The 25,662-nt window shown below is 46.5% G+C and carries 17 protein-coding genes and 1 pseudogene; 8 read left to right on the forward strand and 10 right to left on the reverse strand.

The genetic code is table 11. The features are described 5' to 3' along the window. Position 1 precedes the first annotated feature (1 nt). The 10 genes and pseudogenes from K0O23_RS05510 to K0O23_RS05555 form a co-directional block, all read right to left on the reverse strand. A complete protein-coding gene (locus K0O23_RS05510; protein WP_219876394.1) occupies positions 2-1,708 on the reverse strand; it encodes a glycoside hydrolase family 43 protein in 1,707 nt (568 codons plus the stop codon). Between the two features lie 3 nt (positions 1,709-1,711). Continuing rightward, the gene (locus K0O23_RS05515; protein ID WP_219876395.1) at positions 1,712-3,403 is read right to left on the reverse strand and encodes a FlgD immunoglobulin-like domain containing protein; all 1,692 of its coding nucleotides are present in this window, start codon (positions 3,401-3,403) and stop codon (positions 1,712-1,714) included. Between the two features lie 37 nt (positions 3,404-3,440). Next, a complete protein-coding gene (locus K0O23_RS05520; RefSeq protein WP_219876396.1) occupies positions 3,441-4,427 on the reverse strand; it encodes a pectinesterase family protein in 987 nt (328 codons plus the stop codon). 237 nt (positions 4,428-4,664) lie between these two features. Then, positions 4,665-5,894, reverse strand: coding sequence for a glycoside hydrolase family 88/105 protein (locus K0O23_RS05525; RefSeq protein WP_219876397.1), 1,230 nt, complete (start codon positions 5,892-5,894; stop codon positions 4,665-4,667). Positions 5,895-5,921: 27 nt separating this feature from the next. Next, positions 5,922-6,868 (reverse strand): annotated as a pseudogene (locus K0O23_RS20110) (pectinesterase family protein). 9 nt (positions 6,869-6,877) lie between these two features. Then, positions 6,878-8,278: a pectate lyase family protein gene (locus K0O23_RS05535; RefSeq protein WP_317195647.1), complete on the reverse strand. Its 1,401-nt coding sequence runs from the start codon at positions 8,276-8,278 to the stop codon at positions 6,878-6,880. Positions 8,279-8,318: 40 nt separating this feature from the next. Next, positions 8,319-9,623, reverse strand: coding sequence for a DUF4861 domain-containing protein (locus K0O23_RS05540; protein WP_219876398.1), 1,305 nt, complete (start codon positions 9,621-9,623; stop codon positions 8,319-8,321). A gap of 98 nt (positions 9,624-9,721) precedes the next feature. Next, on the reverse strand, positions 9,722-11,368 hold the full coding sequence (locus K0O23_RS05545; protein WP_219876399.1) for a DUF4957 domain-containing protein: 1,647 nt from the start codon (positions 11,366-11,368) through the stop codon (positions 9,722-9,724). 22 nt (positions 11,369-11,390) lie between these two features. Further along, the gene (locus tag K0O23_RS05550) at positions 11,391-13,181 is read right to left on the reverse strand and encodes a RagB/SusD family nutrient uptake outer membrane protein (RefSeq protein ID WP_219876400.1); all 1,791 of its coding nucleotides are present in this window, start codon (positions 13,179-13,181) and stop codon (positions 11,391-11,393) included. 19 nt (positions 13,182-13,200) lie between these two features. After that, a complete protein-coding gene (locus K0O23_RS05555; RefSeq protein ID WP_246596944.1) occupies positions 13,201-16,419 on the reverse strand; it encodes a SusC/RagA family TonB-linked outer membrane protein in 3,219 nt (1,072 codons plus the stop codon). A 534-nt stretch (positions 16,420-16,953) separates the two neighbouring features. Between K0O23_RS05555 and kduI the strand changes: the two genes are divergently transcribed. From kduI to K0O23_RS05595, 8 genes are all read left to right on the forward strand, one after another. Continuing rightward, positions 16,954-17,793 (forward strand): 5-dehydro-4-deoxy-D-glucuronate isomerase, encoded by an 840-nt coding sequence (gene kduI / locus K0O23_RS05560; protein WP_219876401.1) that lies wholly within the window; start codon positions 16,954-16,956, stop codon positions 17,791-17,793. 9 nt (positions 17,794-17,802) lie between these two features. Further along, positions 17,803-18,588 (forward strand): gluconate 5-dehydrogenase, encoded by a 786-nt coding sequence (locus K0O23_RS05565; RefSeq protein WP_219876402.1) that lies wholly within the window; start codon positions 17,803-17,805, stop codon positions 18,586-18,588. A gap of 41 nt (positions 18,589-18,629) precedes the next feature. After that, positions 18,630-19,658, forward strand: a complete 1,029-nt coding sequence (locus tag K0O23_RS05570) for a LacI family DNA-binding transcriptional regulator (protein WP_219876403.1) — start codon at positions 18,630-18,632, stop codon at positions 19,656-19,658. 206 nt (positions 19,659-19,864) lie between these two features. Further along, the gene (locus K0O23_RS05575) at positions 19,865-21,298 is read left to right on the forward strand and encodes a tagaturonate reductase (protein WP_219876530.1); all 1,434 of its coding nucleotides are present in this window, start codon (positions 19,865-19,867) and stop codon (positions 21,296-21,298) included. A gap of 105 nt (positions 21,299-21,403) precedes the next feature. After that, the gene (gene uxaC / locus K0O23_RS05580; RefSeq protein ID WP_219876404.1) at positions 21,404-22,837 is read left to right on the forward strand and encodes a glucuronate isomerase; all 1,434 of its coding nucleotides are present in this window, start codon (positions 21,404-21,406) and stop codon (positions 22,835-22,837) included. A 1-nt stretch (position 22,838) separates the two neighbouring features. Then, on the forward strand, positions 22,839-23,855 hold the full coding sequence (locus K0O23_RS05585; protein WP_219876405.1) for a sugar kinase: 1,017 nt from the start codon (positions 22,839-22,841) through the stop codon (positions 23,853-23,855). Between the two features lie 17 nt (positions 23,856-23,872). Next, complete coding sequence (locus K0O23_RS05590) at positions 23,873-24,547, forward strand: bifunctional 4-hydroxy-2-oxoglutarate aldolase/2-dehydro-3-deoxy-phosphogluconate aldolase (protein WP_219876406.1); 675 nt, start codon at positions 23,873-23,875, stop codon at positions 24,545-24,547. A gap of 80 nt (positions 24,548-24,627) precedes the next feature. Continuing rightward, positions 24,628-25,647, forward strand: a complete 1,020-nt coding sequence (locus tag K0O23_RS05595; RefSeq protein WP_219876407.1) for a TRAP transporter substrate-binding protein — start codon at positions 24,628-24,630, stop codon at positions 25,645-25,647. Positions 25,648-25,662 lie beyond the last annotated feature (15 nt).

The following is a 25,662-nucleotide window of genomic DNA, read 5'->3' on the forward strand; positions in this document are numbered from 1 at the left end:
GTTATTTCTTGCTTTGAATTGATGCAGCAGAGTTTGTATTAGGTGTTATCCTGAACCAATCAACATCCACGAATCCGGCATCGTTAATCTTATCCTGGCGTGTAGCAAATACACCCACTTTAGCTCCGATCCATCGGCCTGGCGCTGCGGTGAAGGTGCTGCCAACGGATTTATACTTTTGTCCGTCTTCGCTATAGCTGAACTGGCACTTGCCACCTTTGTCTACTTCTACTCTAAAGTATACTTCGCTGCTGTTTAATTTCCCGATCACTTCTTCTTTTTCGGGCGTGCCTTTGTGGGCATCATCAACTGAAGTATAAGTTAAGTACACCCCGTCTTTTTTACTTACCAAACCAATGTAGGCATAATCTTCTCCCATCACCAGTAAACCGGTTCGTTCGTTCTGCAGCTTTTGGTTAGGCGTGAACTTCAGCTTAGTAGTGGCGGTAAATGTCTCTGCCGGAAACTTCTGCAGCAGCAGGTTCGGTACATCCCAAAGGTTTTTGGTGCCTTCTGGCACCTTATCATTGAAAAGGCGCAGATTTCCTTTACCTGGGTTTGCAAATGCCCAGGTTACTTTAGGGTTTGCATGCCATTGCCATTGCAAGCCGAGTTTGTTTCCATCAAACTCATCCGACTCCTGTGGTGTAGCAACAGGGTATACTTTGCCTACATTTGGCTTCTTGTGGCTCAGCACCGGCTCACCTTTACCGTCACCGTCTTTATCCTCGCCGATCACAGGCCATCCGTTTTTCCACTTCATGGGCTGCAGGTGCACAATGCGGCCATAGGCTTCCACATCCTGAAAATGAAAGAACCAGTCTTCACCGGATGGAGTATTTACCCAGGCACCCTGGTGTGGTCCGTTTATAGTTGTCTTGCCCTGCTCCATCACGATCTTCTCTTCGTAAGGCCCATAGGGATTTTTGGACCGCAGTACCAGCTGCCAGCCTGTAGCTACACCACCAGCTGGGGCAAAAATGTAGTAGTAGCCGTTATGCTTGTAAAATTTCGGTCCTTCTACTGTAGGGTGCTCATCGTGACCGTCAAATACCAACGTGCCTTCATCCAGCAGCTTTGTACCATCAGGGCTCATCTCATGCACCGCCAGCACACTCTTTATGCCTGCGCGGCTACCTGCAAAAGCATGTACCAGGTAGGCTTTTCCATTCTCATCCCAAAGCGGACAGGCATCAATCAGTCCTTTCCCTTCCTGCACCAGAACCGGCTTCTCCCACTTTCCTGCCGGGTCTTTGGTTTTAACCATGTAGATACCGAAATCCGGATCTCCCCAGTAAATGTAGAACTCGCCATTATAGTACCTTATAGATGGTGCCCACACGCCATTACCGTGCTGCGGCTTTGCAAAATGCTCGTAAGGCGGAAGGCGGTCCAACGCATAGCCTATGATCTTCCAGTTAACCATGTCCTTTGAGTGTAGAATCTGCAAACCTGGTATGGCATTGAAACTCGACGAGGTCATGTAGTAATCATCCCCAACGCGGCACACATCAGGGTCGGAGTAATCGGCATAAAGTATAGGATTCTGATAGGTACCATCGCCTTTATCGGCTACCCACACCTGAGATACCTGCGCATCAGGTTGGATGGCAGCGGTTTTTATACTTTGTTGCGCTACACATGAACCCGTGAGGCAGCAGGTAAGAGCCGCTAATGCTGTAGAAACTATTTTATACTTTATGCTCATACTTTACTCTCTTGCCAGAGCTATTCTTTTTACAATTTTATCCTGTCCAACCTGAATCGCGCACAGGTATAAACCAGCTTTAAGATTGTTCTTTGCAGCATCTTTTCCATCCCAATTTACCTCGTAAGCGCCTGGTGCTGCCTTTGTCTCAAGCAAGCTGGTTACTTGCCTGCCAGTTACATCATATATTTTTACTGACACCTCTGCCAGCTGCTTTACTGTAAAAGAAATGAAAGTATGGCTGGTAAACGGATTCGGATATACAGTCACGTTATACTTTTGAGAGTGGTCGGGCAAGCTGGTTACAGAGTTGCGGGTAAGGGAATTCAGGTATTTCTCCAGGTTTGTATAGCCATTACCGTTAAAGTCGCCGTTTCTGTCGCTTGCGTCGTTCGGGTTCAGGCCATTTTCTGTCTCCCATGCATCAGGCATGCCGTCTTTGTCTGTATCAGCAGGGGCTGGCTCAGAGTTAAGTGTAGGCCAGCCGCCAACTGTTGCCTGCGTGTCTATAATGCCTCTGCCTGCTCCGTATGCGCCACCGTAAGTGGCTGTTCCGGTTCTCGTTTCGTGTACAATGCGGGCATCCACGGCATCGCGTTTCGGAAGTATGGCACCGGCACTATCTAGTACCGCCAGATAAGCTTCTTCTGCGGTTTGCGTACGAACCGGAGCAAAATTGAACGGCTCGTTTACTCTGACAATGGCAAGCCACGCACTACTAACATTCTGTACGCCACCGTTCCAGTTATCTGCCGTAGTTGCAGGGTAGCCATGCACATAGTTGCCGTTTACATACCACCTGCCCAATTCAGCCTCTGAAGGTGCGTTGGCATCTAAAATACGGTTGCGCTTAGAACTGCTGGTGGTGGCAGGGCCATATTTGTAGTAGTTGTTCACGATGTTGTGGTTGCCTCTTTCGCCGCCGTACGCGCTGTTGCCTCCCCAGTTGTACAGCACATTGTTCCTGTAGTCCACGATCTCCAGCGCTGGCTGGTTGCTGTAGCGGGCTCCATTAAAACGTGGGTTGCGGCTGGAGTGATGTGCCAGCAGGTTGTGGTGGAATGTTGCTCCCTGGCCACCCCAGATACCGCCATAGCCGTGGTCGCCTTTGTTGTGCACCGATCTGTAAAGACTTTCGCTAAGTATGCACCACTGCATGGTAAAGTTCTTGTTATCGTAAAAGCTGCCAACCTCATCTACAGCCCAGCTAAGTGAGCAATGATCTATCATAATGTTCTGGCGGTTTCGCCCCCACATAGCATCATTCTCTACCTGAGCTTCGTCGCCTAACCTGAAACGCATGAATCGGATAATCACATTATCGGCATCTATGGTAACCGTGTTGTTTTTGATGCAAATTCCGTCGCCGGGGGCCGTTTGGCCGGCAATGGTCAGGTTGCCGTTTTTAATGGTTAATGGTGATAGCAACGTGATCGTACCACTCACTCTAAATACAATAGTTCTGGTTCCTGACTTGAGCACGGCATCTCTGAAGCTACCCACGCCGGAGTCGTTCAGGTTGGTTACCTCGTACACTGCGCCACCACGGCCACCGGTTGTAAACCGGCCAAAACCCTCAGCCCCCGGAAAAGCCAGCTGTTGTGCCTGTAGCTGGACAGAGCAAAGTATAAAGCCCAGCAGCAGAAGCAAACCGGCTAAGTTTATACTTTTATTTTTTGTAGAGATTGAGGCCATAGGTCAGCTAAAGTTTAGTCTTGTTAAGGTTGTAATCTTATTTGCTTGAGGTTGTTACTGTGCCCGGAACCCAGTCGCCGAAGATCTGCTCCAGCGTATACTTTTGGGCCTCGTCTGCAGTGAGTTGGTGCGCCCATTTTACTCTTGTTTTTGGGCTTGCCCCCGGGCCTCTGGAATTATACTCTGCGTAAAAGGCTGTTTTCTCCGCATCGGGTTTGTTCCAGTTATGCCAGCCTTCCGGGTTAATGTGGTTGCCTAAATAGCTGTTGAAAAACACTGTTTTGGCATAGGGTCTCCAGGGGCGACCCAGGTACACCGATTCAGCCTGTGCATCGCCTGTTAAGCGGCAGTTCAGAAATACAAAGCCTGTGGGAGTTTCGGGGAGTGTAGATGCGGCCGTTACATAGCTGCCGCCTTTTTTACTGTAGATCTCGCAGTTATCAAATACAGCCGTAGACCAGCCAAAAATAAAATCTGTGGTGCCTTCTATGTAGCAGTCTTTGTAGTACTGGCGGCTCTTTTCGCCGTGCGGGTACAGCGTATCCTGGAAACCCAGGAAACGGCAGTTCCGGAACATGACCATGTCGCCATCCACACGCACCGCTACCGCCTGTCCCACCGGGCCGGAGCTGTTCTCAAAAGTTATATTCTCTGCTGTAAAGCCATCGCCAAACACATAAAAGCTGGTAGAGCCGGTTGTGCCCATTTCCTCACCAAAGCGGTTCTTTTTAGAAGCGTAGTCGTCGAAAGTAAGGATCGTACTCTTCACATCTTCGCCTGTAAACTTTACATTGGTTTTTGTAGATGGGAGAGTAAGCTTCTCTTTATAAACCCCTTTTTTGATGAAGATGCTGGTCTGGTTTTTTCTGAAGTCAGGCACCGCGTCTATGGCTTCCTGCACTGTTTTAAAATCCCCGCTTCCGTCTGTAGCCACTACAAAATCATACTTCTGCGCCTGCACGTGTAGTGCCAGTACACAAAGTATAACTGTGAAGTATAACGTATAGGTGATGCGTGATTTCATTTTTTTGATTCTTAGTTTAAGCTATTCTTATTTGCCAGCTGTTCATCCCCCTGCCCCCTTCCAAGAGGGTCTTATTCTGCAATTGTAGATCAATCAAAAACTACTTGTGCTGAATGTCCCCCTTTGAAGGGAGCAGGGGGATGATCACAGTCTAAGTTCAATAATTGGAAAAGCTGGGCCAGAGGCCCACACTATAGCCAGTCACGAGGGTGCATCCTCGCGCCATGCTAATTTTTCTTACTTCAAAGCCGCTGCCGTACCTAACTCCTCAAAAAGCAATGATGCCATAATAAAAGGTGCTACTGCCTTCGGATCGTTGTCACGGCGCTCTTCGTTAATGTAGTATTCGTAGGTGCCATCGCGGTAAGGTGTGCCACCTAGACCAGCCACCGCACAAACCTGTGTAATGCTGATGGTACCATCCGTGTTCTCCTTAATCAGGTTAGTAAGTATACCGTTATACCCTTTCCTGGCAACTTTCAAATACTTCTGGTCGATGTGGCCATTCTTGGCAGCCTTTACCAAAAAGTAAGTGAACATGCTGGATGCTGAACCTTCGAGATAGTTACCTTCTCTTCCACCCTGGTCTACAACCTGATACCATAAGCCAGTCTTCTCATCCTGGTACTTCACTAGCGCGTTGGCCATTTTCTGAGTAATCTGCAGTATCTCAGCTCTGCGCGGGTGGTCTTTCGGGAAGTAATCCAGCACATCAACCAAAGCCATCGCATACCAACCCATTGCACGACCCCATACATTGGGTGCCTGACCAGTTACCGGGTCTGCCCACTTTTGCTCTTTGCTCTCATCCCAACCGTGTCGCCACAAGCCTTTCTTAGCGTCCCAGGTGTACTTGTCTACTAATACAATCTGGTTTGCTACATCATCAAAAATGGCCGGCTCGTTATACTCCATGGCATACTGTGCCAGAAACGGAGAGGCCATGTACAGGCCGTCGAGCCACATCTGGTGCGGATAGATCTTCTTGTGCCAGAAACCGCCTTCTGTTGTGCGTGGATGCGTGCGCATCTGGTCACGGAGGTTTTCAAAGGCCTGTTTATACTTTTGATCACCGGTTTCCTTGTACAGCTCCATCAGGAACTTACCCGGGTTCACGCGGTCAATGTTGTAGTCGCTTTTCCTATAGGTAAGGATGGTGCCGTTTTCGCTGATCATGGTGTCGGCGAAGGCCTGTATGTAGTTCAGGTATTTCTGATCGCCAGTTTTCTCATAAACCCTTTCGATAGCAGAGGCAAACAAACCTTGCGTATAATCCCACTTTGGCTTGTCCTTAAAGTCGATCATCCAGCCCTGCGGGTTGCGCTTTATATCCGAATCGGCCATACGTACCGACCACGCTTTTGCAGTAGGCTGGTTTACAGAAGATGTCGTAGCAACGGGCTCACCGTTTTTACAGGAAGCTGCTAATAAGGCAATGGCTACAAACGCGTACCTGGTAAATTTCATGTTAGTAAAGAATTATACTTTGCTCTTTTATTTTTTCGGCGCCCACTTATCATCCCCTGCCAAAATCAGCTCCGGTTTATACTTTTTAGCTTCTTTGCTGTTAAGTTGCCTGGCCCATGCTACTCTTGTATTTGCTGATGCTCCAGGCCCTTTCGACTTATACTCTGCATAGAAGGTAGTTTTCTCCGCATCTGGTTTGTTCCAGTTGTGCCAGCCTTCCGGACGAATATGCTGCCCTAGTTTTGTGTTAATGAAAACGGTTTTAGCGAAAGGTCTCCAGGGGCGGCCCAGGTATACTTTCAGGTCATCAGTCAAGGCAGTCACATTGCAGTTGAGGAACACAAAACCGTAATTTTTATCCTGTGGCGTGGAGGCGGCTGTAATGTAAGAGTTTTTTTGCAGTGGATGGTGCAGTTGTCAAAAACCGCTGTAGCAGGTCCGAAAATAAAATCGGTAGTGCCCTCTATGTAGCAGTTAATGTAGTACTGGCGGCTGTTGGCTACGCCTGCATAAAGCGTATCCTGATCACCGATGATGCGGCAGTTCTTAAATACACAACGGTCCGCTTCTACGTGCAGCGCTACTGCCTGGCCTACTCCTGGTCCTGCGGTATTCTCGAAGGTGATGTTCTCAGCCCTGAAATTGTTTCCCTGCACCAGCACGGTATAGGAAGTAAAGGTGTTGATATCGCCTTTGCCCGAATGGTCGTCCCAGCTGATGATGGTATTCTCTTTGCTTTCGCCGATCAGGTTAATATTTGTCTTCCAGGATGGGATGATCAGCTTTTCGCGGTAAGTGCCGTTCTTAACAAATATCTCAACCCCATTTACCGGAAAGGCAGGCACTGCATCTACAGCAGCCTGCACCGAAGTATAATCACCACTGCCATCCTGCGCCACTACCAACTTTACCGGCTGCGCATGCAACTGGAAGTATGAGAAAAACAGAACTAATATGGTAATTATACTTTTCACGGCTATACTTTATTTTAACTGCGGATCGGTTGCAACTAAACTGTTTAGGTAAACCTCCACGTTGGTGTACAGCTTGTCCAACGTATACGTTGCGGCATCGTCGGCACTGTTCGGGTTAAGTTTATGCTTTACCTCCCAGGCATCAGGCATACCGTCTTTGTCGCTATCTTTAGGCGCTGCTGCGGTTTTCAGCTCCGGCCAGCCTCCTACGTCCTGCTGAGAATCGATGATACCGTCTTTGCTCTTTCCGTTTGTTGGGTTGCCGCTTCTTACTTCGCTTACAATGCGTTTATCTACGGTATCTCTTTTATGGCTTGCACCTGCATGGGCCAGTACCTGCTCGTATGCCACCTGTGCAGATTGTGTAAGCGGCTCCAGCACTTTATAAGCTGAGGTTACTTTGGCAGAATCAGGATGATCGGCATGTACGCCACCTGCCCAGTTGTCTTTTGTTATTTCAGGAAAGCCATCCACATAGTTGCCATTCACATAAAATTTACCGTAAGGCTGCGACGGGTTTACAATTCTGTCTCTTTTAGATTTGGCTGTGGCAGGTCCGGCTTTAAAGTAGTTATTTACTACATTATACTTGCCTTTTTCACCACCGTAAATGCTATTGTTCTTCCAGTTAAAGATTACATTGTTCCGGAAGTCTACCAATTCGTTCGCAGTGTTTTGTGTGCTGCTCGAGCCGCTGAAGCGTGGGTTACGGCTGTTGTGGCTGGCAATCAGGTTATGGTGAAACGTTGCGCCTTCTCCGCCCCAAATACCTCCATAGCCATGGTCGCCTTTTTCGTGTACCGACTGGTTCAGGCTTTCCGAGATAATGCTCCACTGCAGGGTAAAGTTCTTGCCTCTGTAAAAAGAAGCACATTCGTCTGTAGCCCAGCTCATGGAGCAATGGTCTATAATAATGTTGCTGTTGCCTTTGTTCGCTCCCAAAGCATCGGCCTGCTGTGCAGCAGTGTCTCCCATCCTGAAACGCAGGTAACGAAGTATAACATTGTCTGCTTTTATACTTACCTGATAGTTCCGAAGTGTAATGCCATCGCCTGGCGCTGTCTGGCCTGCAATAGTTACATCGCCGTTGTTGATATCGAGGGGTCTTTCCAAAGCAATAGTACCCGACACGGCAAACACAATAATGCGCGGCCCTTTTTTCTGTATCGCATCACGCAGACTGCCTTCGCCGTCGTCATTCAGGTTAGTAACATACACTACCTGCCCGCCGCGGCCGCCTGTGGCATACTTCCCAAAGCCCTCTGCCCCCGGAAAAGCCAAAGGCTTGTCTGTTGCAACTGCCACAGTGGTTTCAGAAGATATGCCTGCCGGCTGCGGTGCGCAACCAGCAGTACATATCAGCTGAAATACCAAACCAAACAATGTGCTACTTGTAATCAATTTACTCACCTTAAATTGTGCTTTAAATCATTTAAATCAGGGCTTCAAGCTAGCGTTTTGCCTGTTTGCCGCCTGCAACTCTTACCTGTACCGGCGAGGCCAGCTCACGGGCAGTTTTGTTCAGGTAATTGATAAACTCTTCTTCTGTTTTGATACCATTCGGCTCCAGCTCCCATGCTGACAAAAAGTAATATTGCAGCCTTCCATTTGTTGGGGTTAGCTTTACAATATGGCTGTTATCATCGGTGGTAAACTCCTGGAAATCCTGCGGCCTAAAAAGCACCGCAATACCCAGGTTATCGTTATTCAGGCTTTGCTTGCCGTAGCTTGCCAGGTAACCCCAGCTGTTTGCGTCGCCTTTATGGTTTAACACCTTTGCGTTTTTGTCTTTGTTAAGGCCGGTGCTCAGGTTTTGCGGTTTGCCACCAGTTACGGTTACCTGGTAATCTGTAAGCCTGGTGCCTGCATGTATACTTAACTGCGACTGTACATCCAGTGTTAAGTCTGCTACTTTCCAGTTGTCGTAGTTAGTTTGTATTGATGAATAAACAGCGCCATTCTCGGTTACTTTGCTTACCACATTGTCTGTTTTATCTACACGTATGGCCTGGCCTTTGTCTACAATAGCCAGAGATCCGACACCCAACGATTTGCCTACTTTAAGCACATCCATTCCCCAATCCTGGTATTCGTGGTATGAATCAAAGCCGTCTAATCCAACCTTCTGCAGCACCATATCCGGAGTGGTTTTCCCGAACACATCTGTGGCATTGCGCCAGTCCAGGTAAAAACGGTAACCTACTTTATCCGATTCCCAACCCGGGCCTTCGTAACGGATGTAGAAAGAATGATCAGTATGCTCGGCAGGTACATTCAATGAGTCAACATTAGCAAACTCACCACCGATATACTTCCTGTCTTTAAACTCGCCGCCTGTTTTGTGTGAGATCTCTGCCTGCGTACGTTTGGTATACTTGCGCTGGCTTTCGCCCTTTTCGTTGTAGCGAACCGTTAAATTGCGCTTCTCTTTTGCGTTCAGCTTATCCAGCACCAGCACCATGCCTTTGTGCTCGGCATCTTTCAGATTATACTGGCTTGAGATTTCCTTTTTGCCATCCAGTACGACAAATGCTTTCGGGTTAAAGTTTGCGCCTGCTGCTTTAATGTCCTGCTCAGGTATAAATACGGCTACACTCTCACGCGCTTCAGCCAGTGGGTTTGTTACGCTAACTGGAAACGACTTCGGAAATTCCTTTTTCAGGTTCTGCCCACTAACCAAACCGGCGTAAAGCATTGGTAGGATTAACCATACTTTTAAAGAAGCCACACGTAGTTTCAATTTATCGATATTCATTTTGAAATCAGAAAACTGTAATCAAAGTATAAAATGGATTAACTTATAAGTAAACTACTAGGGCAGCCGTAGTTGCTGCCCTAGTAGTTTAAAGTTTGTTACCACCATCTCGGGTCACCAATCGGACCATTGGTCGTACTGGCTGTTCTTATTTCCGGGTTAGTTGGCAACGAGAAGTTTGTCGTGCTGCCAGTCCATCCTAAATCAATAGATTTATTATTTACCAGCTGCACATAAGCCGGAAATGTAAGCTCGACAGGTGTCGCTGAACCATCCACTAACTTAAAGAAGTTGTTATTGTTAACCGTAATGTTTGATGAGCCATCCGTGGAAGCGCGCAACAGGCTTGTACCCACAGTACCGTCTTTAGGCGCATTGGCTACTATACTGTTCTGTAAAGTATAGTTTATTGCATTTGCGTTGGCATCCATCAGTATGTTATTTCTGCCGCTAAAGCCAAAGTTGTTGATCGTGGTCTGGTTAATGGTGATCGTTGGCTTTGCAGGAACACTCATGTTTGTTGCCCAGCTGATTAGGGCCCTGCCAGAATTATAGATAGTGGAGTTTTCGATCTCCAGTTTCTTGAACTCCAGTTTGTCGATCATAAAGTAATGGTACGAGCCTGTGCCGTTTACTGAAGCCACTGTATTGCGAACGGTTATACTTTCGATCTTATGTCCGTTGGCAGACGCACGGTTTGCACGCATAAAGCAATTGTTTGTATACTTCACGGTGCAGTTCTCCACTAAAATAGAGGTAAAATCGGCTGCTTCGCCATCAGAGTTCAGGCCTGTCAGGTTTAAGAAATAATCAGCGTTACCTTTAGTGCCGTCAAAGGCGATGCCGGATAATTTAACACCTGCTCCAGATCCTTTTAAAGTGATCTCTTTAAAGTGCACGGTTGTATTCGCAGGGTTACCAGAAACTGACTGTATTGTTAAGTGTTTACTGGTTATCATAGTCCTGTTCTCTGAGATATCATAAACCCCTTGCTCCAGACCAATAACATCACCTGTTGCAGCATTCTCAATAGCGACAATAAGCTCTTCAGCTGTAGCTACTGTAACAGTAAACGCACTTGGCTCTTTTGTGGTAAAAGTAACTGTGCCCTTGTTTTTGGTGCCGGCAAAAATCTCTGCTGTATAAAGCGTATTTGGTGTCAGGCCTGTAATATTTTTCTCTCTTGCGGCAATTTCATCTGCAATAATAGGGTGCTCTGTTACAACTCCACCCGCTGTAGTTAGCACAATTTTAGTTAAACCTGCAGTCTGTCTCCAGCGCAGCACAACCGATTTGTCTTTAACGTCAGGGCTATTCACTGCTGTGAAGATCTGCTCACCGGTTATTCTAAACTCAGGGCTAATGATCCAGTTAGAAGGCGCCGCCGTGCCTAAAGCGTTTGCCCTGATGCGGGCAAAATAAGGCTGCTTAATCTCTACGTTTTCATCAGTGATGACAGCGCGGGCCGTATCTGTCTGCATCGTAAAAGCGATAACGCTGAATTCCTGGTCTTTAGATACCTCTACGGTATACGTCGCCCCCTTACCCTGTGTAAACAGCGACGGGTTCCAGAGAATTACGGCCTGTGTTTCTCCATTAGTGGCTCTTACATTTACCGGTGTAAATACACGTTCTGGCTGAAACTCCTCCATGGCTTTATCATCCTTGCATGATATCGTAGTGAAAGAAACCAGGAGTGTTAGAAACAAGCCTGTCAGTACTGTGTTGTTGTATCTTTTTTTCATATCCGTAATCATCATGAATTAATTAGTAACCATACTCCTGTTTCAAGCTCGGATTCGAATCAGTTACTGTTGTATGCAAAGGCATTAGTTCGCTCTTGTTAGGGGTAAAGCCAACTGCATAATAAGTAAGTATGGTATTTGTGATACCATTGCCTACCCATGCTATACTTCCGATATCAGCGCCAGATGGAGCAGGGCTTGGAACAGGAGCATAAAGCGAATTAACCCACTCTACTTTCGTCGAATTATTTTTGAAGTACATCGTAGAAGGCAGTGTTTCGTAAGGAGCCTTTTTAGCAACCATGGCAGCCAATGCAGCTTTTGTCTCGCTTAGGCGCTGGCCCAGCATGTTCCACCTGATCAGGTCATACTTACGAATGCCTTCACCGCCAAATTCCCAGGCTCTTTCCTGTACAACTGCGTTAAAGAAATCGGATTTTCCTAAGCCACCTGCAAGGTCTACGGTTACATCCGGTGTATTTGCTGATTTCCCAAAGGCTCTTCTTCTTACCTGGTTTACTGCCTCGTAAGCATCAGCTGTTGGCCCGTTCAGTTCATTCTCTGCTTCGGCAAACATCAACAGCACATCTGAGTAACGTATCATTGGCCAGTTAACCCCGAAATACTGCGCATTGGAAGCAAGCATACCCGGAATCCAGTCGCGGCGGAATTTGCCGTCTACCATAGTCTGCAGCGTGCGAGGCTGTATGATAGATGCAGCGCTGATATTGTAAGGTGCAGCTGTTACATCGCGGCGTAAATCATTCGGGTTAAAAGAGTAGAAATAAGTTGGCAGAATTGTTAAAGCGCCATTGCCTATACTCCCATTTAACCTTGGGCCATTGTAGTAACCTAATTTACTATCGCCTAATGCGCTGCTACCTCCGGCCATGGCTACTTCCCAAAGTACTTCGCCGTTTGGCTCTATCCTTTGGGCGGCAATGTTGTCTTTAAACACTGCCTCAAAGCTTGGGTTCAGACGGTGGTCGTTGCGATCGATGATGGTTTTAGTCTCGTCTCTGGCAATTTTATAGTATTCCAGATAATTGGAACCGCGCTCCATCTGGCGGTTAAGCCTCAAAGAGTATCCTCCTCTGTAAAGAGCCATACGGGCACGCAATGCACGAACTGCTCCCTGTGTGATTCTCTCGTCTTTAGCAGATACCTCACTTCTCCAAGGCACCAGTGTAGCGGCTTCTTCCAGGTCTGCCAGCAACTTGTCATATATCTCATCGCGGTTAGTTCTGCCGAAAAATAATTCTGTTTCTACACTTGCAGGCAGAAAACGGGCAGGCACATCTCCCCAGTTACGGATTAGCTCCAGGTAAAACTGCGCCCTTAGTGTAAGGGCCTCGCCATGCAATCTACGAAGTTCTCTTTTCTGCGCCTCAGTACCATTGGTGTACAACTCCATTTTAGGAATATAGTAGATACTGTTGTTGGCTCGCTCTATTCCCTGGTACAATTGTTTAAAAGGGTTCGCCAACTGTGTATTGCTTGGCTGCACTGTATAGTGTGCGATATCACGTCTTTCGTTATCCGGGAAAGGCGTAGCGCCTTGCCCCATCATTAGGTCATCATCCAAAGTATAGTACATGCTTAGTCTGATTCCGTAACCGTTATCTCCGGCAAGTGAGGCATATACCCCCAGCACTTGCTTCTGAACGCTGCTTACGGTACTAAAAACGTAATCTGGCCCAAACAGCGAAACCGGCTCCGTCTCTAAGTAGTCTTTACACGATGATACCGAAAAGGTAAGACCACCGGCGAGTAGCGCACTAAGTATAAATTTAGATATTTTAGTAGTTCTCATATATGAAAAGACTTTTAAATTAAATGGTAACATTTACACCAAAAATATAGGCGCGGCTTCTTGGGTATGCCGAGTAATCTACTCCTGATGTGATAGGCGTACTGCGACGTGTATTCACTTCCGGGTCGTAACCAGAGTAGTTTGTAAATACTTTCAGGTTATTTACTGTACCATACACGCGCAGCTTGCTGATTTTGGCCTTAGCCAACAGGTTAGCAGGTAAAGTATAGCCCAGTGAAATGTTGTTGATTCGGATGAAAGAACCATCTTCTACGGCCCATGAGTTAACATAGAACGATGTGGATGTTGTAAGCGGAGACCACAGGGATGCGTTTGAGTTAAGCGCTGCTAGCTCGGCTGGGTCAGTAACTACTTGCCCCTGGTCATTTACGTTTCTCCAGCGGTTATTCATCATGCTAAGCAGGTTAGAATTTGCAGTATAACCACTTGTAAACTCCAGCTTGTTTGCATTCAACACATCGTTGCCGTACTGGAAGTTCACAAATATGCTCAGGTCGAAGTTTTTGTAAGTTAACTGGTTGTTTATACCTCCAAAGAATTCTGGCTGGGTATCCCCGATAACTGTTCTGTCTTTATCATCAACGATACCATCACCGTTCAGATCTCTGTACTTTATAACACCTGGCTTCGGATCCAGTGCCGTAACAGACTTGTTGTTTGCAACACCTTCTTTCAAAGTATAAATGCCATTTTCGTAGTTAAAGTCATCTATTCCGTAGAAGCCGTCGTTTACAAGCCCCCAGATAGTACCGACAGGTTTACCTACAACTACCGCATAATCGAAAGGAGCATTTGATCCGGCCCATCCAGACTGGAATAGCTCAAAGTCTGCCATTCCGTATTTATCAATCCTGTTCTTGTTAAATGAGATGTTGAAATTAGTATTCCAGGTAAAATTCTTGTTCGTTACCGGCACACCTGTTACCTGAAGTTCAACTCCTCTGTTAGAAGTGTTACCAATGTTTTGCGTTTGGTTTGAATACCCTGATGTAGGGTCTATTGGCACACGTACCAACAGGTCTTTTGTAGTGTTTTTGTACGCATCAATGGTTACCTGTACACGGTTGTTCAGGAAAGCCATATCCAGCCCCACGTTTCTAGACACTGTAGTCTCCCACTGTAAGTATGGATTCCCTAGCTCATTAGGTCTGAAAGCAGTTACAGGCTGGTTACCTAAACCATAAAAGGCGCCTGGCTCAAATAGTGTCTGGAATAAGCTTGGGTCAATTCTGTTATTACCAGCTGAACCATAACTAGCTCTTATCTTTAAGTCGTTAAACACAGACTTGTAACGCTCCATAAAGTTCTCGTTTAGCACGCGCCATGCAACTGATGCTGACGGGAAGTAACCCCATCTGTTATCCTCACTGAATACCGATGATCCGTCTGCTCGCATAGTTAGCGTCACCAAATATTTGTCATCAAAAGCATAGTTTAATCTTGAGAAGAAAGAAAGTAATTTGGTTTCCTCTTCAAATGATCTTGGCAGTTGCGGGTTTGCACCCAACACCATATTAGCTAAGGCCGTTTTTACAGGAGTGAAAGATGGGAATTCGCGGCTTTCGATGTAGTAGCTGTTACTTTTCTCATTCACGATCTCGTGGCCAAGAAGGAAGTTGATATTGTTCCGTGTATGAAAATCAGACTTAAGCTTGCTGTTAGAGAACGTGATAACATTCGAGTTTGTCAGAACATTTCTGTCGCGTGTGTCAATAGAGGCAATCGGAAGCCCTCCACCGTTTTGCCTAGAAGCTGAAGTGATAGAATCGTTAAAAGCATCGGTACGAAACTTATTCATATCTATACCAAGCGTACTCTTAATTGTAAGGTAATTCGTCAGGTTAATACTTAAGTAACCATTCAGGTTGGTTGTGTTTCTTCTGTTATTCCTGTACTCTGCCTGAGTCAGCAAAAGAGGGTTTACCAGAGCTAAACTGTTAGCGTTGGTTTCTTCAGCATAATCCTGGTCAAAATCGAACAAACCCTGCCCTCCCATTAGCATAGGCCGGTACTTTATGCTATGGCGCAACCTGTTTACAGACGATGAACCTGCTGTAGCAGTACCGGCGCCGTTTACATCAGTGTTATTATACCTAACATTAAAGCCTGTTTTTACTTTTTTGCTTAGGTTATGGTCAAATCTGAAATTAACTAACTTTCTATCGAAGTCTGAGCCCTGCATGATACCTTCTTCTTTATTAGAGGTAAGGCTAAGGTTAAACTGCGTTTCGGATGTACCACCAGTTATACTTATGTTGTGCGTCTGCATCATGGCATCTCTTCCGAAAACCTGGTCCTGCCAATCTACAAACGGAGCGTTCTTATATAATTCCAGGTCTTCAAATATACCGTATGTATTTCTGAAAGAAGTCTCGGCAGATGAGTTTCCGCGGCTGCGCTCATACTGATACATCACAAATTCATAAGGGTTCATCACCTCCAGCTTGTTTGCCAGTTGGCGAACGCCAAAAAGACCAGAGTAGTTAACTGTGGTCTTCATCTCTCTGCCACCTTTTGTGGTAATGATTACAACACCGTTTGCACCTCGTGATCCATAAATAGCAGTAGCCGATGCATCTTTCAGCACATCGATAGACTCAATATCCTGCGGAGAAAGCACATTTAGCGCGTTCTCAACCTGAATACCATCCACTACATATAATGGTGTGTTGTTCTGGGAAATAGATGTTCCACCACGTACCTTTATCTGCACATTAGCATCCGGCGTACCTTCCGAACCAGTAACCTGCACACCCGCCAGTCGACCTGCTAACGCCTCAGCAGCAGAGTTGATCGAAATATCCTTTAGTTGCTTGGAACCTATAGAAGACACAGAACCTGTAAGGTCTCTCCTGTTTACTTCCTGGTAACCGATAACCACCACCTCTTCCAGCACCTTCTGGTCCGGGGCAAGCGTTACATTAATGGCGGTTTTAGTGCCTACCTGAATTTCCTGGCGCTGGTAACCTACAAAAGTATAAACCAAAACTGCACCGCTGTTCGGCACAGTAATCGTGTAGTTACCATCAACATTAGTAGCGGTGCCATTAGTAGCAGAGCCTTTCTGGAGAACAGTTACGCCTGGCAACCCAGCACCCTTCTCATCTACTACCTTCCCGGTAACAGTAAGGCTTTGGGCTACCACACTTGTGATCGCGACAAAGAACAAAGGCAGAATAAGCAGGCACTTCATCCTTTTAAGTAAAATATCTTTCATAAATGGCCAGTTATATTTGAGGTTTAGAACAGAATTTGCGATTACACTTTTTATTTCCGCAGGCCGGCTACAAACTACACCACCCTTACAGGCACTATTTATTCACTTTACACTTTAATAAGAGCATGATGCTGTGGTCTTAGTTTTGCACGCCTGTTGCCTGTTTTACCACAAGCACTCCAGACACAGATCAGCCACAATACTCCTATTGCCTAATCAAGTAAGGAATAAAATTTTCTTTGTGCAAACGTTTGCATAAAAAATTTTTAATTATTTGTTTACAGTTCGATAATTCGTAGATTTATAAAATCATTACAGCCAAGCCTTGCCGATCACCGCATTTTGTTAATACTTCATTGAAGTGATGAAATACTTATCAATTTGCCAATAAACAGACTTTCCAGCTTGCAAAAAGATTAAGAGCTGGAATGATTGTTTATTACAATTTAACAGGCGACAGGAGTAGCTTTTTCAAACTTTGTGTAATCGTTTGCGCATATCATATATAATAAGGAGTAAAACAAGCATAACCCGATGAGTATACAGTACACTTTAAGGCACGCAACCCACCCCGCCGACTGCAGATCTTATGACACGGCAAAACTGCGTGAAACATTTCTGATTGAGGACCTTTTCCAGGATAATGGCATTAATGTGGTTTACTCTATGTATGACCGGCTGATAATTGGAGGGGCAAACCCGGTTAGCCAGGATGTAAAACTGGAAACCTTCCCTAGCCTTCGCTCCGAAAACTTCCTGGACAGAAGAGAACTGGGCATTATTAATGTGGGTCCGGAGAGTGCCGTAACGGTAGACGGGCAGCAATTTATACTTGCCCCGAAAGAGGCCTTATATATAGGTATGGGCGTGAAGGATGTAACGTTTCACCCGGCGGCAAACGGCGAGGCTAAATTTTACTTTAACTCGGCCCCGGCACACCGCAACTACCCTACTAAAAAAGTATCGCTTGCCAAAGCTGAGACAGTAGAGCTTGGCGCCCTGGAGAACTCCAACCACAGAACTATTCGCAAAGTGCTTATAAACTCGGTGGTGGAAACCTGCCAGCTGCAAATGGGTGTTACAGAGTTAAAGACCGGCAGCGTTTGGAACACGATGCCGGCCCACACCCACGACAGAAGAATGGAGGCATACTTCTACTTTGAACTGCCGGAAGACCAGGTGGTTTGCCATTTCATGGGCGAGCCAGACGAAACAAGGCACCTTTGGGTAAAGAACAACCAGGCAGTAATTTCTCCGCCATGGTCAATTCACAGCGGTGCGGGCACCTCTAACTATACTTTTATCTGGGGTATGGCCGGCGAAAACCTGGACTACAATGATATGGATAAAGTTGCCCCAACTGATCTTAAGTAAGCCTGAAGTATGAAAGAGCTTTTTGACTTAACCGGAAAGGTAGCCCTTGTAACCGGAGCCACGCACGGCCTGGGCATGGCCATGGCCAAAGCTCTGGGTAGAGCAGGCGCTACGCTGGTAATAAACGGCAATACGCCTGCTAAAATGGAACTGGCAATACAGAACTACAGGCAGAATGGTTTTGATGTGCACAGCTACCTTTTTGATGTTACTGATGAGGCCCAGGTGAAGCAAAACATTGACCTTATTGAGCAGGAAGTAGGCCCGATACACATACTGGTGAACAATGCCGGCATGATACAGCGCACTCCAGCCCTCGAAATGGATGTAGCCGACTTCAGAAGAGTAGTTGATGTAGACCTGACATCACCGTTTATACTTTCCAAAACAGTAGGCAAGTATATGGTAGAGCGAAAAGAAGGAAAGATCATTAACATCTGCTCTATGATGAGCGAACTGGGCCGCAATACCGTAACAGCATACGCGGCTGCAAAGGGCGGTTTAAAAATGCTGACGCGTAACCTGGCAACAGAGTGGGCTAAGTATAACATACAGGTAAACGGCATTGGCCCGGGCTACTTTGCCACCGACCAGACAGCTCCGATACGCGTAGACGGGCATCCGTTTAATGAGTTTATTATTAGTAGAACCCCGGCAGGACGCTGGGGCGACCCCGACGACTTAGGTGGGACCGTTGTGTTTCTTGCCAGCAAAGCAAGCAACTTTATAAATGGCCAGATTATTTATGTGGATGGAGGTATTTTAGCAACAATTGGGAAACCAGCAAACGAATAATTAATTTAACGTTTCTTCTTCCCCAGCCTATATAAAAAGCAATGGCTACTAAAACAAAAATCACGATACAGGACATCGCAGAGAAGCTGAACATTACAGCCTCTACGGTTTCGCGTGCGCTTAACAATAATCCGCGAATCAGCGAAGAAACCCGCAAAGCTGTCCTGAAAGCTGCCAAGCAGTTGAACTATCAGCCAAATAACATTGCCGCTGCCCTGCGTAACGGTAAGAGCCATATTATAGGTGTGATTGTGCCAACTGCTGACAGAACATTCTTTGCCTCGGTGGTAAGGGGGATAGAAGAAATAGCAAACAAACTGAACTACAAGGTTATCATCTGCCAGACTTACGATAGCTACGAAAAGGAAGTACAGACCATTGACGCCCTGCTTAGCGCGCGCGTAGATGGCATCATCGCTTCTATTGGCAAGAACACGGAGAACTTTAGCCACTACAAAAAAGTACTGGCTTCTGGATTACCGCTGGTGCTTTTCGATAGAACAACCGATCAACTGGACGTGAGCCAGGTAGGTATTAACGATTACCTGGCATCCTATAAAATTGTAGAGCACTTAATTAAGGAGGGTTGCACACGTATTGCCCATTTTACCAGCCCAAAAAAGATCAGCATTTTCAGGGAGCGCTTAAGAGGTTATACCGATGCTTTACAAGACAATGGTATTCCGTTCGATGAAAACCTGGTGATATCAAGTAACCTGCAATTAGAAGGCGGCCGCCAAAGTATGGAAAAGCTCTTCGAGGCCGGAGAACTGCCTGATGCTATTTTCTCGGCAAGTGATTACGGCGCCATGGGTGCCATGCAGGTACTAAAGGAAAGAGGCGTAGCCATACCGGATAGAGTAGCCCTGGCGGGTTTCTCCAACGAACCTTTTACCTCGTTTACCGATCCGCCTTTAACCACTGTAGACCAGCTTAGCTTAACAATGGGTAATATTACGGCAGAGCTTTTCTTTGAGCAGTTTAAGTTGAAAGATAAAAAATTTGTGCCGCAACGCACTGTACTGATGCCAGAGATCATCATCCGGAAATCTTCTTTAAAGAAAGGTTAACACCTAATTTTATACTTTCCCCCTTTACCATAATCTGAAAAGTTATGCAACAGGGGGAATATTTTTCAAAAGTTGTACAATCGATTGCACAGATTCAGAAATTTATACTTACATTTCATAAGAAACCACAGCAAGTATAAACCCTGTTTTAACGGCGATCCTAACAAAAGACATATTACAGGTAATCTGATTAATTACACAGAATGATGAGGACATTGAATCGAAACACAGCAGGTATACTGATGAAGCAGCCTGTAAAAGTGCTGCAGTTTGGAGAGGGCAACTTTTTGCGCGGGTTTGTGGATTGGATGATCGACGTTTTAAACGAGCAGACAAACTTTAACGGAAGCGTACACATAGTACAGCCTCTGGAGTTTGGTATTGTGCACCTGCTCGAGCAGCAAGAGGGTTTATACCATGTTTTGCTGAACGGCATACAGCATGGTAAAGAAACACAGGTTACCCGCCTCATCAGTTGCGTAGAAGGAGTCACCAATCCATATAAAAATTATAATGCTTACCTAGAATTAGCCGAAAACCCGGATCTGGAGTTTGTCATATCAAACACAACAGAGGCCGGAATTGCCTTTGATGCAGCAGATAAAAGTATGGAGAAGTTACCGGCTAGCTTTCCGGGTAAGTTAACGGCGCTATTGTACCGCCGCTACCAGCACTTTAATGGAGCAACTGATAAAGGGCTGAACATTATTCCGTGTGAGCTGATCGAGAAGAACGGTGAGGAACTGAAAGCAGCTATACTTCAGTATGCAAAGCATTGGAATCTGCCGCAGGAGTTCAGCACCTGGATCAATGTTCATAACACCTTCTGCAATACCTTAGTTGACCGCATTGTGCCGGGCTTCCCGAAAGAGAACATTAAAGAGATACAAGAGGAACTGGGTTTTGAAGATAACCTGGTAGTAAAAGCAGAGCCATTCCACCTGTGGGTAATAGAGGCGCCGACCCAAGTCCAAACAGCCTTCCCTACTGATAAAGCTGGCTTGGATGTGAAGTTTGTAGAAGACCTCACACCTTATCGTACCCGCAAAGTTCGCATACTGAACGGAGCTCATACTGCTTTAGTGCCTGTTGCTTACTTGGCAGGACTTCGCACTGTTCGTGAGGCTGTCGAAGACCCTAAGGCAGGCAAATTTATACGCGAAGCTATTTTCGAAGAGATTACCCCAACGCTTGATTTATCTAAAGAAGAGCTGGAGCAGTTTGCCAACGATGTAATAGAGCGTTTTCAGAATCCATTTATCCGCCACGAGCTGATCACGATAGCACTGAACTCGGTGTCAAAGTATAAAGTGCGTGTGCTGCCATCTGTGCTAGAGTATATCAACCGAAAAAATGAGTTGCCGCAACGCTTGTTGCATGCATTAGCGGCGCTTATACTTTTCTACAAAGGCGAGTATAATGGTGAGGTAATTCCATTGAACGATACGCCGGAGGTACTTAGCTTCTTTGAGAATGTATGGCAAAGCGATAACGCACAAGAGGTAACTCAAGCGGTATTGGCTAAAACTGATTTCTGGGGCACAGATCTAACGCAGATAGAAGGCCTGGTAGAGCTGGTAACTCAGCAACTGGAAGTGCTACAGCAAGCAGAGAAAAGAGAAGAGACAACACAAGTATAAAGTATAAAAGCCGCAGGCCTCGACCACCTGAAAACCCATCAGCTACCTCCGGTAGTTGATGGCCGGCTTTAAAAAGTCTAGGTCAAGTATAAAGTATAATACAACATGATTACTCCTGAACAAGAAACATATACCGCTACAACGTTTCTGGATGAGAACTTCTTATTAGAAACAGAGACGGCACGCAAGCTATACCATGAGCATGCTAAGCACATGCCCATCATCGATTACCATTGCCACCTCTCGCCAGAAGATATTGCCAAAGACCGCAAGTTTAAGAACCTGACCCAGATCTGGCTCGAAGGTGACCATTACAAGTGGCGAGCCATGCGCACCAACGGTATACCAGAAAGATTCTGCACCGGTGATGCACCTGATTTTGAGAAATTCCAGAAGTGGGCAGAGACAGTGCCATACACCATGCGCAACCCATTGTACCACTGGACACACATGGAGTTGAAGCGTCCGTTTGGTATCGAAAAGATCCTGAAGCCGGAAACTGCTCGCGAAATTTATGACTACTGCTCAGAGATGCTGCAGACAGACGAGTTCAGCGTAAGAGGCATCCTGCGCAAAATGAACGTGGAGATCATCTGCACCACTGATGACCCGATTGATACACTGGAGCATCACCAGAAAGTTAAAGCCGATGGTTTTGAGGTAAAAGTACTGCCAACATTCCGCGCTGATAAAGTTGTTTTTATCGACAACGAGGAAGTGTTCCTGCCATACCTACAGAAGCTGGAAGCAGCATCAGGTGTAAAGATAATCAGCTATGGCAGCCTGATCGAAGCCATTAAGCAACGTCATGATTTCTTCCATGAGAATGGTTGCCGTTTATCTGACCACGGTTTGGAGACAATTTATACTGCAGAATATACTACAGAAGAAGTAAGTGCAATTTTTGAGAAGGCGCTGAACAGCCAATCCCTGACAAAAGAAGAAGCGCTAAAGTATAAATCGGCGATGCTGGTAGAACTGGCGCTGCTTGATCACTCGAAAGGCTGGACACAGCAGTTCCACCTGGGAGCGTTGCGCAACAACAATACCCGTATGATGCGCGAGCTTGGCCCGGATACCGGTTTCGACTCTATCGGCGATTTTGATGTGGCAAGCTCATTGGCCAAGTTCATGGACAAGCTGGATAACTCAAATCAACTAGCCAAAACCATACTTTACAACCTGAACCCGAGCCAGAACGAGCTTTACGCTACCATGATCGGTAACTTTAACGACGGCAGCACACCAGGTAAGATACAGTACGGTTCTGCATGGTGGTTCCTCGATCAGAAAGACGGTATGGAGCGCCAGATGAACGCGCTATCAAATATGGGCCTTTTGAGCCGCTTTGTAGGTATGCTTACCGACTCACGCAGCTTCCTCTCCTACCCACGCCACGAGTACTTCCGCAGAATTCTATGCAACCTGATCGGTAACGACGTGGAGAACGGCGAATTACCGGCAAGCGAAATGAAATGGCTCGGCCAGATGGTGGAGAATATCTGTTACAATAACGCTAAATCATACTTTAACTTCTAAGATGGAGAACAAAGTAGTAACCTTCGGAGAAGTGATGATGCGATTGTCTACGCCTGGTTTTTCCCGGTTTATACAGTCTGATGCCTTTGATGTGACCTATGGCGGTGGCGAGGCAAATGTGGCCGTGTCGCTGGCTCAGTTTGGCATGGGTGCTGCCCACGTTACACGTTTCCCGGATAACGAGCTAGGCCGCGCTGCTACTAACCTGATGCGTAAGTATGGCGTGGATACGCAGCACATTGTATACGGCGGCAATCGCTTGGGTTTATACTTCCTGGAGACAGGCGCCAGCGTAAGAGCCAGTAAAGTAATTTACGATCGTGCTGGTTCTTCTTTTGCTGATCTGCAGCCAGAAATGATCGACTGGGAACGCGCTTTGGATGGCGTCAGCTGGTTTCACTGGACAGGCATCACACCGGCCATCTCAGAAGGCGCGGCAGCCAGTTGCAAAAAAGCCATTGAGGTTGCCAACAGCAAAGGTATTACCGTGTCTGCCGATATCAACTACCGCAAAAACCTGTGGCAGTATGGCAAAAAAGCAAGCGAAGTAATGCCTGATCTAATTGCCGGCTGCGACCTGATTGTGTCCGGTAAAAGCGATGCAAAGGATATCCTGAAAATAACCTCTAATGAACCTGACGAAGATACTTCTTACATCGATGTGTTCAGCCAGATCATGGAGCGTTTCCCTAAGGTGAAGAAGATCGTGAACACCACCCGTGGAAGTATAAGCGCATCCCACAACACCCTTTCCGGCATGCTGTACGACGGCAGCCAATTGCTTCACACTACCACCTACGATATTAACCCGATAGTTGACAGAATTGGCGGCGGCGATGCGTTTATGGCCGGCTTGATCTACGGCATGCTTGAGTATCAGGACAACCAGAAAGCTCTGGATTTTGGTGTGGCAGCCTCTGTATTAAAGCATACCATACTAGAGGATGCAAACCTGGCGACAGTTGAAGAGGTAGAGACACTGCTGAACGGAGACACTTCCGGAAGGCTGCAGCGATAAAGTATAAATTCGCAAGTATGAAAAAGAAAGACGAAGCACTACAGGCTATACTACAGCAAGGCCTACTACCCCTGTTCTTTTACCAGGACGCGGAGGTAAGCCTTGAGATCATTAAAACGCTTTACAAAGCTGGCATCTGCACGCTGGAGTATACCAACCGTGGTGCCTCCGCTTTAGATAATTTTACTTACCTTAAAGCTGAGTTAAAGACAGTTTGCCCTGACCTGCAATTGGGTATCGGCACGATTAAAACCACAGAAGAGGCTAATAACTTTATTAAGGCTGGTGCCGATTACATTGTTTGCCCGATAGTGAATCCTGCTGTAGGAGATTTAGTGAAAGAGGCGGGCTTGCTCTGGGTACCTGGCTGCTTTACCCCAACGGAGGTGCATACAGCGCAACAGCACCACGCAGCTTTGATCAAGATCTTCCCGGCAAATATTCTGGGCCCTGCTTTCATCTCTTCTATCAAAGAGCTGTTCCCGAGCCAGTTGTTTATGCCAACAGGCGGCGTGGAGATAGACAGAACGAACATAAGTACCTGGTTTAAAGCCGGTGTATGCGCAGTAGGCATGGGCAGCAAACTTATAAGTAAAGAAATAATGGCTGGCCAACAGTACGACGAACTATACAACTTAACGCAGGAGGCAATAACCCTCGTGCAGGAGTGCAGAACTCCGGTAAGCGCATAATATAAACCTTACAAACTACTACTAAACTTTAAGCACACTCCGCCTGGAGTGTGCAACTAACCTTAAAATATAGTAAGCATATGTTTACTACAAAGTATAAAAAAGTACTCCTGGGCATTGTAGCTCTGTTTTCTGTACTGGCTACGCAGTCGTGCAGAGAGCTATCGGATACGAAGGAAATTAAACTGGCCCATGCCCTGGAAACTACTCACCCGGTACACCTTGCTATGGTGGAGCTGGCCAAAAAAGTAGAGCAGAAATCCGGCGGTAAGCTGGTGGTGGATATCTACTCCAACGGGCAGTTAGGCAGTGAACGCGAGTGCGTGGAGCTGTTACAAATTGGCAGCCTGGGTATGACCAAAGTATCGGCTGCTGTTATGGAAAGCTTCTCTCCTAACTTTAAAGTGCTTAGCCTGCCTTACATTTTCGAAGACAAGCAGCATTACTACAATGTGTTGGAGGGAGAAGTAGGTCAGTTTTTACTTACAGAAGGTGAGCCCTACTGGTTAAAGGGCCTTTGCTACTACGATGCCGGCAGCAGAAGCTTTTATACTACCAACAGGCAGATAAACGAGCCAAAAGACCTGAAGGGCCTTAAGATACGAGTGCAGGCCAGCCCTACCGCCATTAACATGGTAAAAAGCTTTGGCGGCGCCGCCACCCCAACCTCCTGGGGCGAACTTTACACGGCCTTACAGCAAGGCGTGGTTGACGGAGCAGAAAACAACACCCCAAGTTTTTACCTTTCGCACCACTACGAAGTATCCAAGTACTACTCTCTTAATGAGCACACCATGGTCCCCGATATTCTGCTGATCAGCAGCACAGTATGGGAAAGCCTGAACCCGCAGGAGCAGCAATGGCTGCAGGAAGCCGTGGATGAGTCTGCGGTAGTGCAGCGCCAGTTGTGGCAGGAAGCCGAGGAACATGCACTTGCTGAGATCAAAAAAGCCGGTGTTACAGTAACTACTCCTGATAAAGAGCCTTTCGCCAAACTGGTAGAGCCACTGTATGAAAGCTACAAAAGCGAGCCAGAAGTATACTCACTGATCCAGCGCATAAGAGGCACCAACAACCAGACTCAGTTAGGCAAACGCTAATACCTAATCCCCTGA

The sequence above is a fragment of the Pontibacter aydingkolensis genome (genome assembly GCF_019443125.1).
Taxonomy (GTDB): domain Bacteria; phylum Bacteroidota; class Bacteroidia; order Cytophagales; family Hymenobacteraceae; genus Pontibacter; species Pontibacter aydingkolensis.